We start from the raw sequence: 16,286 nt of genomic DNA, 5'->3' as shown, positions 1-16,286 counted from the left end.
CCGCCCCTCCACCCGAAGAGGCTCAGCTCTCCGGCAGGTATCCCGTCTGGACGAGCTGGCCGCTCGTCCGGCGCGAGATGAACTGGCCACGGCCCGGAGGCATCGGGGCGGCCTTGATGTTGTTGAACACCGGGCCCTCCGACGGGTCACCGGACAGCACGATGCCCTGCGCGCCGAGCTCCTTGATCCGGGTGAGGACCGGCTCGAAGGAGGAGCGTGAGGCGCCGGACGTGGAGCGGGCCAGGATGATGCGCAGACCCAGGTCACGCGCGAACGGCAGGTACTCCAGGAGCACCGACATCGGGTTGCCCATCGACGTGGCGACGAGGTCGTAGTCGTCGATGAAGATGAACGCGTCGGGCTCGTTGTACCAGGAGCGGTTGCGCAGCTGGTCCGGCGTCACGTCCGGGCCCGGCATACGGCGGCTCATCGAGCCGGCCAGCGACTCCATGACCTCCTGGAGCTGCGGACCCGAGGCGCAGTACTTGTACATGTGGCTCTCGGGCACCTGGCCGAGCAGCGCGCGCCGGAAGTCCGAGACCACGAACAGCGCCTTGTTGGTCGCGTACCGCTCCGAGACCTGCTTGGCGATGAACCGCAGCAGCGAGGACTTGCCGGACTCGCTCTCGCCGTAGATGACGAACAGCGGGTCGGTCTCGAAGTCCACGAAGACCGGCGAGAGGGTGAGCTCGTCGACACCGACCGCGATACCGCGGCTGCCGAAGTCGCCGCCGCCGGGCAGCTCGGACGCGTGCAGCATGGTCGGCAGCATCCGCACCTTCGGTGCCGCCGGGCCCTGCCAGGCGTTGTTGACGCTCTGGACGAGGTTCGCCATGCCGTCGGCGAGGTCCTCCACCGCGGTCGACCCGTCGATCCGGGGCGTGGCGGCGAGGTAGTCCAGCTTGTCCGGGGACAGACCGCGGCCGGGCTTGCCCATCGGCACGTTCTCGGCCCGCTTGCGGTCGAACTCCGACTCCATCGCGTCACCGAGCCGCAGTTCGAGGCGGCTGAGGATCTGGTCGCGCAGCGCGGGCCGCATCTCGGTGTAGCGGGTCGCGGTGATGACCAGGTGGATACCGAAACCCAGACCACGGGTGGCGATGTCCGCGATGACCGGGTCGAGCATCTCGTAGTCGTTCTTGAACGTCGCCCAGCCGTCGATGATGAGGAAGACGTCGCCCCACTGCTGGTCGGGGTAGTGGCCCTGCGCCCGGCGGTTTCGGAAGGTGCCCATGGAGTCGATGCTCTTGGAGCGGAAGAACTCCTCACGGGCGTTGAGGATGCCGTGCACCTCCGCGACCGTACGGCGGACCTTCTCCTGGTCCAGACGGGAGGCCGCGCCGCCCATGTGGGCCAGGTTCTCCAGCGCGAGCATGCCGCCGCCGCCGAAGTCGAGGGCGTAGAACTGCACTTCGGCCGGGGTGTGGGTGAGCGCGAACGACGTGATCATCGTGCGCACGAGCGTCGACTTGCCGGACTGCGGGCCACCCACGATCAGCGCGTGACCGGCGGACCCCGACAGGTCCGCGTACATCACGTCACGGCGCTGCTCGAAGGGCTTGTCGACCAGGCCGACCGGGACGGTCAGCTTGCTCTGGGCGTGGTAGCCCTCGGCGTGCAGACCGCGCTCCGCGCTGATGTTGAGGGCCGGCAGCACCTGGTCGAGGCTGAACGGCTCGTCCAGCGGCGGCAGCCACACCTGGTGGGCGGGCGGGCCCTGACCGTCCAGGCGGCTGACGATGACGTCGAGGACGGTGTCGGCGAGCGCGTCGTCGACCTGGTTGCTCCGGGTCTCCGGTTCCGGCTCGGCGAGGATCCGCACCGGCACCGGCGCGGCGGTGAACAGTACGGGGGAGCGGTCGATCCGGCCGCCGCCCTGGACCGTCGGTCCGTTCGGCCGGTAGGTCCCCGACACGTAGGCGGCCTTGAACTGCACCATCGTCTCGGTGTCGTACTTGAGGATGCCGGCACCGGGGACGTTCGGCAGGTGGTAGGCGTCGGGCACACCGATCGCCGTACGGGACTCGGCCGCGGAGAAGGTGCGCAGACCGATGCGGTACGACAGGAAGGTGTCCAGGCCGCGCAGCTTGCCCTCCTCGAGGCGCTGCGAGGCGAGCAGCATGTGCACACCCAGTGAACGGCCGATACGGCCGATCTGGATGAACATCTCGATGAAGTCGGGCTTGGCGGCGAGCAGTTCGCTGAACTCGTCGATGATCAGGACGAGCGAGGGCAGCGGGTCGAGCGCGGCACCGGCGGCGCGCGCCTTCTCGTAGTCGGTGATGTTGGCGTAGTTGCCGGCCTGCCGCAGGAGTTCCTGGCGGCGGGTCAGCTCACCGGTGATGGAGTCACGCATCCGGTCCACGAGCGTGAGCTCGTCGGCCAGGTTGGTGATGACCGCGGAGACGTGCGGCATGTTGCCCATGCCGGTGAAGGTGGCACCACCCTTGAAGTCCGCGAGGACGAAGTTGAGCGTCTCGGACGAGTGCGTCACCGCGAGGCCGAGGACCAGGGTGCGCAGCAGCTCCGACTTGCCGGAACCGGTGGCGCCGACGCACAGGCCGTGCGGGCCCATGCCCTCCTGCGAGGCCTCCTTGAGGTCCAGCATGACCGGCTCGCCGCTCTCGCCGAGACCGATCGGCACGCGCAGCCGCTCGTGCAGGGTGCGCGGCCGCCAGGTGCGCGAGACGTCCACGCCCGCAGCGTCACCGATCTGCATCAGGTCGGTGAAGTCCAGGTTCGCCAGCAGCGGTTCGTCCGCATCGGCGGCACCGAGCCGCAGGGGCGCCAACTGGCGGCCCAGCGACTCCGCCTGCGCCTGCGACAGGACGTCGGGGACACCGGTGAAGACTCCCGTGCCCGCCTCCAGCTCCATGGCGTCGGGCCACACCCGCACCGACAGCGAGCCACGCGCCTCGTCGAGTTCGCCGGGCACCACCTCGACGATGGTCACGCCCTGCAGGCCCTCCGCCGAGGCGAGGACCGAGTCGGCGGGGACACCGCCGCCGTCGAGTACGACGACCACGTGCGGCTGGTCGAGCACCGGCGAGCCGTCACGGCTCCAACGGGGGCGGCCCTCCAGCTGGTGGGCGATCATCTCCTCGAGCTCGCCGAGGTCGTAGCAGAGCAGACGGCGGCTGCCGGCGCCGTCGGACTCCTTGTGCTGCATGTGCGGCAGCCACTTGGTCCACTCCCAGTCCACCGCCGCACCCGGCGAGGCCACGACCGCGATCACCACGTCCTCGGGCGAGTGCAGCGAGGCCAGTTGACCGACCACCGACCGGGTCTGGCCGTAGACCGTCTCAGCGTCCCCGGAGATCGTCACGTGGTAGAAGGAGCGCAGTCCGATGGCCAGCGGGAGTTCACCGAGCGTGCCGTAGCTCGCGATGAACTGCTGCATCGCGTGCGCGGTCAGCGGCTCCAGCTCGTCCACCGGCGCGGTGTCGGGCGCGACCAGCGGCGTCGCCAACTGCTGCGGACCCAGGCCGATCCGGACCTGGACGAAGTCCGGGTCCATGGCCCGCCGCTCCCACAGCCGCGACCCCTCGGCGACCAGCGCCCACAGCTGCTCCGGCGCCGGGTGCAGGTAGTACTGGGCGTCGCGCTGCTTGTGCACCGTGCGCCGCACCTCACGGCGCTTCTGCGCCAGGTACTTGAGGTAGTCGCGCCGAGCCTCGGCCATCTGACCGGACGGCCCCTTCCGGGCCCGCACGATCTGGGCGACCAGCATGGCGACAGTGGACACCATCATGAGGCCGCCCATGATCTTCATGAAGCCCTGGGCGCCGGGCATGAAGAAGAAAGCCGCCGACGAACCCATGCCCAGCATGGGCAGCAGGTTCATCAGGAGGCTGTCGTCCTCGGTACGAGGGAGTTCGGGAGGTGACTCGAGCTTGACCTCCTCACTCGGCACCTCCGGCGGGAGTACCCGCGGCGGGCGCTTGACGATGACGACGCTCACCGATCCACCAGTCCTTCACGCAATCGCAATGTCGAACCGCCCCCGTCGTGACGGCCCCCGTATGTTCGTCAACTCATGGGGCTTTGCCAACACATGAGCCGGGCGTTGATCCTACTGTTCTGCGGGCCCCTTGAGCCGGGAGGGGATGGGGAGAAGCCGCAAGGGGACGGTAGGGTGACGCTCCAAACGAAGCGCGGAGCGGGAATCGCCCTGGCAAACCGCGACGAATCACCGAGTACTGGACTAGGGGGAACCGTCAGGTGAGTACGGTTTCAGCAACCGGATTCTGCCGGGTCACGGTGGCGGCACCGAACAGCCGGATCGATGTGGCACTTCCCGAGGACGTGCCGCTCTCTGACGTATACCCGGAGATCCTGCGGCTGTCGGGACAGACACCCGAAGAGGCCGCGCCCACCGGGTACAACCTCGTACGCAGGGACGGCTCCGTCCTCGACGACGGCCGCTCGCTCTCCGAACAGCAGATACGCGATGGCGAATTGCTGCTCCTGCGGCCGTTCGCGGACTCCCTGCCGCCCGCCGTCTTCGACGACGTCGTCGACGCCGTGGCCGCCGTCGTCGAGGCCGACCGGCGCAGCTGGAACGACGGCATGATGCGCGTCGTCGGCCTGACCGCCGGCGCGCTGCTGCTGACGATGATGGCGCTGGCCCTGTGGTTCTCGGAGCCGCTGCGCCACGACATGCACGGACTGCCGGGCGTCATCGCCGGAGCCACCGGTGTCGTCCTCGTCGCGCTCGCCTCCGTCCGCGCCCGCGTCTACGACGACCACCACGCGGCCGTGGCCCTCGGCCTCGCCTCGCTGCCGCACCTGATGGTCGGCGGCTCCGGCATCATGGCCCTCGACGCGGGCGAGGGCCCCGGCCGGCTGAACCTCCTCGTCGGCTTCGCCGCCGTCCTCGTCGCCGCGGTGCTGCTCGTCCTGATGCTGCCCCAGAAGGACGCGCCCTTCATCGCCGCCGCGTTCGGCGCCGGCATCGGCGTCCTCGCCACCTTCGCCGCGATCGTCTCCGAGGCCGAGCCGCGCGAGGCCGCCGCCGTCACCGCCGTGGTCATGGTCGCCGTCATCGGCTTCCTGCCCGGCTGGTCCGCCCGCTTCTCCCGGCTGCCCATCGGCTTCCGCTCGCCCGACCAGATCGCCAAGCGCGGTCGCGCCGAGGACCAGCAGGAGCAGGAGCCGGTCGACTACCAGCTCATCACCGACCAGGCCCGCCGCGGCCACGAGCTGCTGCTCGGCCTCGTCGGCGGCGCCGCGGTCACCGGCGTCGCCTCCGCGGGTGTGGTGCTCGGCTTCTCCAGCAGCGGCTGGGCCCAGCTGCTGTCGCTGGCGGCCGGCCTCGCCATGCTGATGCGGGCCCGGCTCTTCCTGTACACGTCCCAGGTCGTGACCCTGATGATCTCGGGCATCATCACCGTCAGCCTGCTGGTCCTCGGTCTCGCCCTGAACCCGCCGGCCGACATCATCAAGGACCTCATCTACGACCACAACAGCGCCCCGCTGGACATCCGCACCGTCTGGCTGTCCGCCGCGGTGGCCCTGGGTGCCACGCTCCTGGTGGCCATCGCCCTGATCGTGCCGCGTAAGGGCGTGACCCCCTTCTGGGGCCGGATGCTCGACCTGAGCGAGGGCGCGGTGCTCCTCTCCCTCGTCCCGCTGTGCCTCGCGGTCCTCGACCTGTACGCGGCGGCCCGCGGCATGACCAGCTGAGCCCCGCACACCTCGCGGCGGCTGTCACCCACACGGGTGGCAGCCGCCGCGGCATGTGTACGACCCCGGCGTGGGCCGGGGCACTGCCGTCGGGCTGATACCCTGGCTGACGGCCGTTTGTGTACGCACCCCCGGAGCTCACCGCTCTGGAGGCCGCGCCCAGCGGATCCCCGCCTCCCGAGTTACGGAAGCTCCCCTGAGAAGTGGACCAGGGGCACTCGGTGGCTACCAAGAGACTACGAGGAGTACGCGTGCCGCTCGACGCCGCTACGAAGAAGCAGATCATCAGCGAGTTCGGCCAGAAGGAGGGCGACACCGGCTCCCCCGAGGTCCAGGTCGCGATGCTCTCGCGCCGTATCTCGGACCTGACCGAGCACCTCAGGACCCACAAGCACGACCACCACTCCCGTCGTGGTCTGCTGATCCTCGTCGGTCAGCGCCGTCGCCTTCTCCAGTACCTGGCGAAGAAGGACATCCAGCGCTTCCGTGCGCTGGTCGACCGCCTCGGCATCCGCCGCGGTGCGGCGGGCGCCAAGTAGGACGCCGTGAAGGGAGCGGTTCCCGAAACGATCGGGGACCGCTCCCTTTGCCGTACGTGCTCGACGTACGTACGGAAACGTGCGCAGTGTCACACCCACTTTGTAGTGTGGTAGCACAACGCAGGAACACGAGGAGAAGTGCACCTCGCCGCCGCCGGTCCTCGGTAGTGGCCCCCGGGCCTTGCGAACCCGGGTGCTTCGATCGAAGACCGGCCCGCACCAGATGGAGCGCTTCTCCGCTCACGTCCCCCCGCCACACGGGCGGATCGGGACAAAAGACGCAACGCAGACGATAAGTAACGGAGAAAACGCTAGTGGAGAACGAGACCCACTACGCCGAGGCCGTCATCGACAACGGCTCCTTCGGCACCCGCACCATCCGCTTCGAGACGGGCCGCCTGGCCAAGCAGGCCGCCGGCTCCGCCGTGGCGTACCTGGACGACGACACCATGGTGCTGTCGGCCACCACCGCCTCCAAGAACCCCAAGGACCAGCTCGACTTCTTCCCCCTGACGGTGGACGTCGAGGAGCGGATGTACGCCGCCGGCAAGATCCCCGGCAGCTTCTTCCGCCGTGAGGGCCGCCCCTCCGAGGACGCCATCCTCACCTGCCGCCTGATCGACCGCCCGCTGCGCCCCTCCTTCAAGAAGGGCCTGCGCAACGAGATCCAGGTCGTCGCCACGATCATGGCGCTCAACCCCGACCACCTGTACGACGTCGTGGCGATCAACGCCGCCTCCGCGTCCACGCAGCTGGCCGGCCTGCCCTTCTCCGGCCCGATCGGCGGCGTCCGCGTCGCGCTGATCAACGGCCAGTGGGTGGCCTTCCCGACGCACTCCGAGCTCGAGGACGCTGTCTTCGACATGGTCGTCGCGGGCCGCACCCTGGAGGACGGCGACGTCGCGATCATGATGGTCGAGGCCGAGGCCACCGAGAAGACCATCCAGCTGGTCAAGGGCGGCGCCGAGGCTCCGACCGAAGAGGTCGTCGCCGCCGGTCTGGACGCCGCGAAGCCCTTCATCAAGGTGCTCTGCAAGGCCCAGGCCGACCTCGCGTCGAAGGCCGCCAAGCCCACCGGCGAGTTCCCGATCTTCCTCGACTACCAGGACGACATCCTGGAGGCGCTGTCCGCCGCCGTCCGCCCGGAGCTCGCCTCCGCGCTGACCATCGCGGCCAAGCAGGAGCGCGAGGCCGAGCTGGACCGCGTCAAGGCGCTCGCCGCCGAGAAGCTCCTGCCGGAGTTCGAGGGTCGCGAGAAGGAGATCTCCGCCGCGTACCGCTCCCTGACCAAGCAGCTCGTCCGCGAGCGCGTGATCAAGGAGAAGAAGCGCATCGACGGCCGTGGCGTGACGGACATCCGTACGCTCGCCGCCGAGGTCGAGGCCATCCCGCGCGTGCACGGCTCCGCGGTGTTCGAGCGTGGCGAGACCCAGATCCTGGGCGTCACCACCCTCAACATGCTCCGCATGGAGCAGCAGCTGGACACCCTCTCCCCGGTGACCCGCAAGCGCTACATGCACAACTACAACTTCCCGCCGTACTCCACCGGTGAGACCGGCCGCGTCGGCTCCCCGAAGCGTCGCGAGATCGGCCACGGCGCCCTCGCCGAGCGCGCCCTGGTCCCGGTCCTGCCGACCCGCGAGGAGTTCCCCTACGCGATCCGCCAGGTCTCCGAGGCGCTGAGCTCCAACGGCTCGACGTCCATGGGCTCGGTCTGCGCCTCCACCATGTCGCTGCTGAACGCCGGTGTGCCGCTGAAGGCCCCCGTCGCCGGTATCGCCATGGGCCTGATCTCCCAGGACATCGAAGGCGAGACGCACTACGTCACCCTCACCGACATCCTCGGTGCGGAGGACGCCTTCGGTGACATGGACTTCAAGGTCGCCGGCACCAAGGAGTTCGTCACCGCCCTCCAGCTCGACACCAAGCTGGACGGCATCCCCGCCTCCGTCCTGGCCGCCGCTCTCAAGCAGGCCCGTGACGCCCGCCTCCACATCCTCGACGTGATGATGGAAGCGATCGACACGCCGGACGAGATGTCCCCCAACGCCCCGCGGATCATCACCGTCAAGATCCCCGTGGACAAGATCGGCGAGGTCATCGGCCCCAAGGGCAAGATGATCAACCAGATCCAGGAGGACACCGGCGCCGACATCACGATCGAGGACGACGGCACGATCTACATCGGCGCGGTCGACGGCCCGTCCGCCGAGGCCGCCCGCACCACGATCAACTCGATCGCCAACCCGACCATGCCGGAGGTCGGCGAGCGCTACCTGGGTACGGTCGTCAAGACGACCACCTTCGGTGCGTTCGTCTCGCTGCTCCCCGGCAAGGACGGTCTGCTGCACATCTCGCAGATCCGCAAGCTCGCCGGCGGCAAGCGCGTGGAGAACGTCGAGGACGTGCTCGGTGTGGGCGCCAAGGTCCAGGTCGAGATCGCCGAGATCGACTCCCGCGGCAAGCTCTCCCTGATCCCCGTGATCGAGGGCGAAGGCGACGATGAGAAGAAGGACGACACCGACCAGTGACGTCGAGTAGCTCCACGGCGACGGCCCGCACCTCCTCGGAGGCGCGGGCCGTCGCCCGTACCCAAACCCTGATCAAGGGCACCAACGGCATCGGTGTCGTCCGCAAGACCACCCTCCCCGGCGGCCTGCGCATCGTCACCGAAACCCTGCCGTCGGTCCGCTCGGCGACCTTCGGCATCTGGGCGCACGTCGGCTCCCGCGACGAGACGCCCGCCCTGAACGGCGCCACCCACTACCTGGAGCACCTGCTCTTCAAAGGCACCACGAAGCGCAGCGCCCTGGACATCTCCTCCGCCATCGACGCGGTCGGCGGCGAGATGAACGCCTTCACGGCGAAGGAGTACACGTGCTACTACGCGCGCGTGCTCGACGCCGACCTGCCGCTGGCCATAGACGTCGTCTGCGACATGCTGACGGGCTCACTCATCCTCGAAGAGGACGTCAACGTCGAGCGCGGTGCGATCCTCGAAGAGATCGCCATGACCGAGGACGACCCGGGCGACTGTGTGCACGACCTGTTCGCGCACACGATGTTCGGCGACAACCCCCTCGGCCGCCCGGTCCTCGGCACGGTGGACACGGTCAACGCCCTCACCGCCGACCGCATCCGCCGCTTCTACAAGAAGCACTACGACCCGACCCATCTCGTGGTCGCGGCCGCCGGCAACGTCGACCACAACAAGGTCGTACGACAGGTCCGCGCCGCCTTCGAGAAGGCCGGCGCCCTGAAGAGCCCCGACGCCATGCCCATCGCCCCGCGCGACGGCAGGCGCGCCCTGCGCACCGCGGGCCGCGTCGAACTGATCGGCCGCAAGACCGAGCAGGCACACGTCGTCCTCGGCATGCCCGGCCTGCCCCGCACGGACGAGCGCCGCTGGGCCCTCGGCGTGCTCAACACCGCCCTCGGCGGCGGCATGTCCTCGCGCCTCTTCCAGGAGGTCAGGGAGAAGCGCGGACTGGCGTACAGCGTCTACTCGTACACCTCCGGCTTCGCCGACTGCGGCCTGTTCGGCGTGTACGCCGGCTGCCGGCCCTCGCAGGTCCACGACGTGCTGAAGATCTGCCGCGACGAACTCGACCAGGTCGCCGAACACGGCCTCTCGGACGACGAGATCGGCCGCGCCATCGGCCAGCTGAGGGGCTCCACGGTCCTGGGCCTGGAGGACACCGGCGCGCTGATGAACCGCATCGGCAAGAGCGAGCTGTGCTGGGGCGAGCAGATGTCCGTCGACGACATGCTGACCCGGATAGCGTCGGTCACCCCGGACGACGTGCGTGCGGTCGCCCACGAGATCCTGGGACAGCGTCCGTCGCTGTCGGTCATCGGCCCGCTGAAGGACAAGCAGGCGGCCCGACTGCACGACGCCGTCGCCTGATCCACCCCGGTTGCATCGGTTAAGGAAGCAAGAAGATGAGCAAGCTGCGCGTGGCGGTCCTCGGAGCCAAGGGCCGGATCGGCGCCGAGGCGGTCAAGGCCGTCGAGGCCGCCGAGGACATGGAGCTGGTGGCCGCCCTCGGCCGGGGCGACACACTGGAGACCCTGGCCGAGACCGGCGCGCAGGTCGCCGTCGAACTCACCACGCCGGCCTCGGTGATGGACAACCTCGAGTACTGCGTCGGCCACGGCATCCACGCCGTCGTCGGTACGACGGGCTGGACCGACGAACGTCTCGCGCAGCTGAAAAACTGGCTGGATGCCTCCCCGCAGACGGGCGTCCTCATCGCGCCCAATTTCTCCATCGGGGCGGTCCTGACGATGAAGTTCGCGCAGATCGCCGCGCCCTACTTCGAGTCCGTCGAGGTCGTCGAGCTCCACCACCCCAAGAAGGTCGACGCCCCGTCCGGCACCGCCACACGCACGGCCCAGCTCATCGCCGAGGCCCGGCGCGCGGCGGGCACGGCCCCGGCACCGGACGCCACGGAGACGGCCCTGGACGGGGCGCGCGGCGCGGACGTCGACGGGATCCCCGTCCACGCCGTCCGCCTGCGCGGTCTGCTCGCCCACCAGGAGGTCCTGCTCGGCGGGGAGGGCGAGACCCTGACGGTCCGCCACGACTCCCTCCACCACAGCAGCTTCATGCCGGGCATCCTGCTCGGCGCCCGCCGAGTGGTCACGACCCCGGGCCTGACCTTCGGCCTGGAGAACTTCCTGGACCTGGGCTGATGCGCGCCAAGCTGTCCTACGCCATCACGGCCGCCGTCCTGGTCTTCTACTTCGTCCTGGTCGGCAGCCGCGGCGTCATGCTGATCCAGTCCGGCACCCTCATCACCGTCACCTTCGGCGTCGCGGTGCTGATCCTGCCGGTGATCGGCGTGTGGTTCCTGTGGAAGAACACCCAGTTCGTCCGCAGGGCCAACGCTCTCGCCGCGGAGCTCGACGCCGAGGGCGGCCTGCCCGTCGACGAACTGCAGCGCACGCCCGGCGGCCGGATCGACCGTGACTCGGCCGACGAGGTCTTCGCCAAGCGCAGGGCCGAGACGGAGGCGGCTCCCGACGACTGGCGCAGCTGGTTCCGCCTCGCCGTCGCCTACCACGACGCCCGCGACACGCCCCGGGCGCGCAAAGCGATGCAGCGCGCGATAGCCCTGCACGACGGCAGGCCCGTACAGCAGCTCTGAAGCCCCGGCATGGCGAAGGGGGCCGGTCCTGGTGCGGACCGGCCCCCTTCGCCATGCGTCCCTGTCGGGCTCAGACCCTCCCGTACTCCGCGGCCCAGGCCTCCACCGCGTCCGCGGCCCGCTCGAACGCCTGGCCGCGCGCGAGGAAGTCCGCGTTGTGCGTGGTCAGCAGCGGCGACACGTCCTGCGGTGCCTGGCCCTGCCGTACGAGGGTCAGCGCCTGCCCCTGGACCGTGCGCGGCAGCCCGAGCCAGCGCACCGGCTGCTGTGCCGTCCGCACGGCGACGACCTGGTCCCAGGACACCGTACGGGTGAAGAGGAACCCCACCCGGCGCACCCCGCGAGCGCTGACCCACACACCCATGCGCAGCAGCCGCAGCGCGCCGACGATGACGAGCGCCGCGATGCCGAGCACCACACCGGCCTCCGACGGTGAGTCCGTCAGCGCGATGATCACCGCCGCGAACAGCACGTAGGAGGCGAGCAGCAGCAGGATCGCGGCCACGCCCACCCGCCACGGACCGGGCCGGTAGGGCCGGCGCCAGTGGTCACGGTTGTCGAACGGCAGCGCGACGTCGTCCGTCGTCTCGAATGCGCGGTCGGCCGTCAGGAAGGGCAGGGGCACGGCGGGTCCTCACTCGATCCATGCGGTGGGCTGTGCCCGGTGAGGCTATCCGCCGGTAACCCTGTCGGCCACCTCAGGGGGTCCATGGGGGTATCTCCCACGCCATTCCGGTGGTGGGAGAGAGTCAGTGCCCCTGGGAGGCTTGCGACTGCTGGTTCTGTGCGGGCGCCTGATCCTGTGACAGCGCCGGCATCCCGAGCACCAGGGATCCCACGAGTCCGGCGACGATGGTGAGTCCCGTCAACCAGCGTCCGGCCATCTCACCGGCGGACGCCCTCTGGCGGGGTGGAGGGGTGACATTGCTGCGGAACCTGTCGGCTTCGGCGAGAAAGGCGAACGGTACGGGTTCGCGCCGACGCAACAGCATGGGGGTACTTCTCCCTTCGGGGTCGAACGAATCGCTGCTGTCTGTACAGACGAGCGGTTGCCGCAAAAGGTGCCCGGTTTCGCCGACTTAACTCGGTCACGACAGTGAAAGTCCCGTTTGGCGGGTCGTAGAGTGGCGTCGCCATACGACGAGCTGGGAAGGACCCCCCGAACCGTGAGCCCCACCCCCGACGACGATTTCAAGATCGAGCTGCGCGACGACGTCACAGTCGAACTGGTCAAGCACAGCGCGGCCGACTCCGACGTGCTGTTCGCCGCCAGGGTGTCGACCGTCGGAGAGCAGTCCCTGGAAGAGCTGAGCAAGGACCCGGAACGCTCCAAGGGCCTGATCAACTACCTCATGCGGGACCGGCACGGCAGCCCGTTCGAGCACAACTCCATGACCTTCTTCATCAACGCCCCGATCCTCGTGTTCCGCGAGTTCATGCGGCACCGCGTGGGCTGGTCGTACAACGAGGAGTCCGGCCGCTACCGGGAGCTCCAGCCCGTCTTCTACGTCCCCGGCCCCGACCGCAAGCTCGTCCAGCAGGGCCGCCCGGGCAAGTACGTCTTCGTCGAGGGCACCCCCGAGCAGCACGAGTCCGTCGGCAGCGCCATGGAGGAGTCGTACCGCCAGGCGTACCGCGCCTACCAGGAGATGCTCGCGCAGGGCGTCGCCCGCGAGGTCGCCCGCTCGGTCCTCCCCGTCGGCCTGTTCTCCTCGATGTACGCCACCTGCAACGCCCGCTCGCTCATGCACTTCCTCGGTCTGCGCACCCAGCACGAGCAGGCGACGGTGCCGTCCTTCCCGCAGCGGGAGATCGAGATGGTCGGCGAGAAGATGGAGGCGGAGTGGGCGAAGCTCATGCCGCTCACCTACGCCGCCTTCAATGCGAACGGCCGTGTGGCGCCGTAACGGACGGCTGTTTCCCCGCTGAGTACAGATGTGCGGGTCCTCCCGGCGAAGTGTCCGTATTGCGGCATTTAGAGAAGTTCACTTAGCCTGATCGAACGGACCCGGCACTGCTTGAACCCCCGAGCAGGCAGTGCCGGGCTCCGCATTTGTCACCACTTGTCGCGTCCCCCTAGGGCAGACCCCACCTTGAGCAACGAGTAGCGTGTTACCCATGGCTCCGACCTCCACTCCGCAGACCCCCTTCGGGCGGGTCCTCACCGCCATGGTCACGCCGTTCACGGCGGACGGCGCACTCGACCTCGACGGCGCACAGCGGCTCGCCACCCACCTGGTGGACGCAGGCAACGACGGCCTGATCATCAACGGCACCACCGGCGAGTCCCCCACCACCAGTGACGCGGAGAAATCGGACCTGGTACGAGCCGTACTGGAGGCGGTCGGCGACCGCGCCCACGTCGTCGCCGGCGTCGGCACCAACGACACCCACCACAGCATCGAGCTGGCGCGTGCCGCCGAGAACGTGGGGGCGCACGGCCTCCTGATCGTGACGCCGTACTACAACAAGCCCCCGCAGGAGGGCCTGTACCGGCACTTCAAGGCCGTCGCCGACGCCGCCGAGCTGCCCGTGATGCTCTACGACATCCCGGGCCGCAGCGGGGTCCCGATCAGCACGGAGACGCTGGTCCGGCTCGCCGAGCACCCGCGGATCGTCGCCAACAAGGACGCCAAGGGCGACCTCGGCCGCGCCAGCTGGGCCATCGCCCGCTCCGGCCTCGCCTGGTACTCCGGCGACGACATGCTGAACCTCCCGTTGCTCTCCGTCGGCGCGGTCGGCTTCGTCTCGGTCGTCGGCCATGTGGTCACCCCGGACCTGCGCGCCCTGGTCGAGGCGTTCGTCTCCGGCGACGTACAGAAGGCCACCGAGATCCACCAGAAGCTGCTCCCCGTGTACACCGGCATGTTCCGCACCCAGGGCGTGATGACGACCAAGGCCGCGCTCGCCCTCCAGGGCCTGCCCGCCGGGCCCCTGCGCGCCCCCATGGTGGAGCTTTCCACCGACGAGATCGGGCAGCTCAAGATCGATCTTGCCGCCGGCGGGGTACAGCTCTAACACCAGACTTCGCGCGCCCGGCGCGCAAACGGACTCAACAACTGAATACGCGGGCCACCGGTGCCCGCACCACAACGACAACTGCTACACGCATAAACGTCACGCACGCCATGTGCCCCACCGGTACGTGGCGTGTGTGGTGAGGAGAGTCTTTTGAGTCATCCGCATCCTGAACTGGCCCCGCCCCCGCCGCTCCTCGAAGGCGCCCTGCGGGTCACCCCACTCGGCGGTCTCGGCGAGATCGGCCGAAACATGACGGTCTTCGAGTACGGCGGCCGCCTGCTGATCGTCGACTGCGGGGTGCTCTTCCCGGAGGAGGAGCAACCCGGAATCGACCTGATCCTGCCGGACTTCTCGTCCGTCAGGGACCGCCTCGACGACATCGAGGGCATCGTCCTCACACATGGCCACGAGGACCACATCGGTGGCGTCCCGTTCCTCCTGCGCGAGAAGCCGGACATCCCACTGATCGGCTCCAAGCTGACCCTCGCGCTCATCGAGGCCAAGCTCCAGGAGCACCGCATCCGCCCCTACACCCTCGAGGTGGCGGAGGGACACCGCGAGCGCATCGGTCCCTTCGACTGCGAGTTCGTCGCGGTCAACCACTCCATCCCCGACGCCCTGGCGGTCGCCATCCGTACGCCCGCCGGCATGGTGGTCCACACGGGCGACTTCAAGATGGACCAGCTCCCGCTGGACGGGCGTCTCACGGACCTGCACGCGTTCGCGCGGTTGAGCGAGGAGGGCATCGACCTCCTTCTCTCCGACTCCACGAACGCCGAGGTCCCGGGCTTCGTCCCACCGGAGAAGGACATCTCGAACGTCCTGCGGCAGGTCTTCGGCAACGCCCGCAAGCGGATCATCGTGGCGAGCTTCGCCAGCCACATCCACCGCATCCAGCAGATCCTGGACGCGGCCCACGAGTACGGCCGCCGGGTCGCCTTCGTCGGCCGCTCGATGGTCCGCAACATGGGCATCGCGCGCGACCTCGGCTATCTGAAGGTCCCCCCGGGCCTGGTGGTCGACGTCAAGACGCTCGACGACCTCCCGGACCACGAGGTGGTCCTGGTCTGCACGGGCTCCCAGGGCGAACCGATGGCAGCCCTGTCCCGCATGGCCAACCGCGACCACCAGATCCGGATCGTCAACGGCGACACGGTGATCCTCGCGTCCTCGCTGATCCCCGGAAACGAGAACGCGGTCTACCGGGTGATCAACGGCCTGACCCGCTGGGGCGCCAATGTCGTCCACAAGGGCAACGCCAAGGTGCATGTCTCGGGCCACGCGTCCGCGGGCGAGCTCCTGTACTTCTACAACATCTGCCGGCCGAAGAACCTGATGCCGGTCCATGGCGAATGGCGGCACCTGCGCGCCAACGCCGAGTTGGGCGCCCTGACCGGCGTCCCGCAGGACCGGATCGTCATCGCCGAGGACGGTGTGGTCGTCGACCTCGTAGAGGGCAAGGCGAAGATCTCGGGCAAGGTCCAGGCGGGATACGTCTACGTCGACGGCCTCTCGGTCGGCGATGTCGGCGAGCCGGCACTCAAGGACCGCAAGATCCTCGGCGACGAGGGCATCATCTCGGTCTTCCTGGTGGTGGATTCGTCCACCGGCAAGATCACGGGCGGCCCGCACATCCAGGCCCGCGGCTCCGGCATCGACGACTCGGCGTTCAGTGACGTGATTCCGAGGATCACCGAGGTCCTGGAGCGCTCGGCGCAGGACGGCGTTGTCGAACCCCACCAGTTGCAACAGCTGGTGCGGCGGACCCTGGGCAAGTGGGTCTCCGACACCTATCGCCGCAGGCCGATGATCCTCCCTGTGGTGGTGGAAGTCTGACGGATCGTCGGACGCTGGTCCGAGTGAACCAGGAGCGGGGCGCCTCGATTTGCAT

General features: G+C 69.0%; 12 protein-coding genes. 9 read left to right on the top strand and 3 right to left on the bottom strand.

The features are described from left to right. Nucleotides 1–22: 22 nt before the first annotated feature. The gene (eccCa, locus tag RNB18_RS13015) at nucleotides 23–3,961 is read right to left on the bottom strand and encodes a type VII secretion protein EccCa (RefSeq protein WP_311714276.1); all 3,939 of its coding nucleotides are present in this window, start codon (nucleotides 3,959–3,961) and stop codon (nucleotides 23–25) included. A gap of 260 nt (nucleotides 3,962–4,221) precedes the next feature. On the opposite strand from eccCa, the gene eccD reads away from it, so the two are divergent. The 6 genes from eccD (at nucleotide 4,222) to RNB18_RS12985 (ending at nucleotide 11,374) form a co-directional block, all read left to right on the top strand. Further along, nucleotides 4,222–5,685, top strand: a complete 1,464-nt coding sequence (eccD, locus tag RNB18_RS13010) for a type VII secretion integral membrane protein EccD (protein WP_311714275.1) — start codon at nucleotides 4,222–4,224, stop codon at nucleotides 5,683–5,685. 251 nt (nucleotides 5,686–5,936) lie between these two features. Further along, complete coding sequence (gene rpsO / locus RNB18_RS13005) at nucleotides 5,937–6,224, top strand: 30S ribosomal protein S15 (RefSeq protein ID WP_311714274.1); 288 nt, start codon at nucleotides 5,937–5,939, stop codon at nucleotides 6,222–6,224. Between the two features lie 314 nt (nucleotides 6,225–6,538). Beyond that, the gene (locus RNB18_RS13000) at nucleotides 6,539–8,755 is read left to right on the top strand and encodes a polyribonucleotide nucleotidyltransferase (protein ID WP_311714273.1); all 2,217 of its coding nucleotides are present in this window, start codon (nucleotides 6,539–6,541) and stop codon (nucleotides 8,753–8,755) included. Next, a complete protein-coding gene (locus tag RNB18_RS12995) occupies nucleotides 8,752–10,131 on the top strand; it encodes a M16 family metallopeptidase (protein ID WP_311714272.1) in 1,380 nt (459 codons plus the stop codon). Before RNB18_RS13000 ends, RNB18_RS12995 begins: the two co-directional genes overlap by 4 nt. Nucleotides 10,132–10,166: 35 nt before the next feature. Next, on the top strand, nucleotides 10,167–10,919 hold the full coding sequence (gene dapB, locus RNB18_RS12990) for a 4-hydroxy-tetrahydrodipicolinate reductase (RefSeq protein ID WP_311714271.1): 753 nt from the start codon (nucleotides 10,167–10,169) through the stop codon (nucleotides 10,917–10,919). After that, on the top strand, nucleotides 10,919–11,374 hold the full coding sequence (locus RNB18_RS12985) for a tetratricopeptide repeat protein (RefSeq protein WP_311714270.1): 456 nt from the start codon (nucleotides 10,919–10,921) through the stop codon (nucleotides 11,372–11,374). The genes dapB and RNB18_RS12985 overlap by 1 nt, the downstream gene beginning before the upstream one ends. Nucleotides 11,375–11,444: 70 nt before the next feature. On the opposite strand, the gene RNB18_RS12980 is transcribed toward RNB18_RS12985, so the two are convergent. Both RNB18_RS12980 and RNB18_RS12975 read right to left on the bottom strand, forming a co-directional pair. After that, nucleotides 11,445–11,999, bottom strand: coding sequence for a phage holin family protein (locus RNB18_RS12980; RefSeq protein ID WP_311714269.1), 555 nt, complete (start codon nucleotides 11,997–11,999; stop codon nucleotides 11,445–11,447). A gap of 124 nt (nucleotides 12,000–12,123) precedes the next feature. Next, nucleotides 12,124–12,363 (bottom strand): hypothetical protein, encoded by a 240-nt coding sequence (locus tag RNB18_RS12975; protein ID WP_311714755.1) that lies wholly within the window; start codon nucleotides 12,361–12,363, stop codon nucleotides 12,124–12,126. Between the two features lie 177 nt (nucleotides 12,364–12,540). Here RNB18_RS12975 and thyX point away from each other — a divergent pair, with 177 nt between their 5' ends. The 3 genes from thyX to RNB18_RS12960 all read left to right on the top strand — a co-directional run bounded on the left by thyX (nucleotide 12,541) and on the right by RNB18_RS12960 (nucleotide 16,231). Then, a complete protein-coding gene (gene thyX / locus RNB18_RS12970; protein ID WP_311714268.1) occupies nucleotides 12,541–13,281 on the top strand; it encodes an FAD-dependent thymidylate synthase in 741 nt (246 codons plus the stop codon). A 211-nt stretch (nucleotides 13,282–13,492) separates the two neighbouring features. After that, nucleotides 13,493–14,392 (top strand): 4-hydroxy-tetrahydrodipicolinate synthase, encoded by a 900-nt coding sequence (gene dapA / locus RNB18_RS12965; protein WP_266558811.1) that lies wholly within the window; start codon nucleotides 13,493–13,495, stop codon nucleotides 14,390–14,392. 153 nt (nucleotides 14,393–14,545) lie between these two features. Then, on the top strand, nucleotides 14,546–16,231 hold the full coding sequence (locus RNB18_RS12960) for a ribonuclease J (protein WP_311714267.1): 1,686 nt from the start codon (nucleotides 14,546–14,548) through the stop codon (nucleotides 16,229–16,231). The last annotated feature ends 55 nt before the right edge of the window (nucleotides 16,232–16,286 follow it).

Origin of the sequence: Streptomyces doebereineriae (assembly GCF_031845645.1) — a bacterium.
Lineage (GTDB): Bacteria > Actinomycetota > Actinomycetes > Streptomycetales > Streptomycetaceae > Streptomyces > Streptomyces canus.
Note: the sequence above shows the minus strand (reverse complement) of the source record. Positions and strands in the feature narration are given on the sequence as shown.

What these genes read in the sequence shown, in the direction of transcription:
- dapB (WP_311714271.1), top strand. Translation starts at nt 10,167, where the DNA reads ATGAGCAAGCTGCGCGTGGCGGTCCTCGGAGCCAAGGGCCGGATCGGC.
- RNB18_RS12985 (WP_311714270.1), top strand. Translation starts at nt 10,919, where the DNA reads ATGCGCGCCAAGCTGTCCTACGCCATCACGGCCGCCGTCCTGGTCTTC.
- dapA (WP_266558811.1), top strand. Translation starts at nt 13,493, where the DNA reads ATGGCTCCGACCTCCACTCCGCAGACCCCCTTCGGGCGGGTCCTCACC.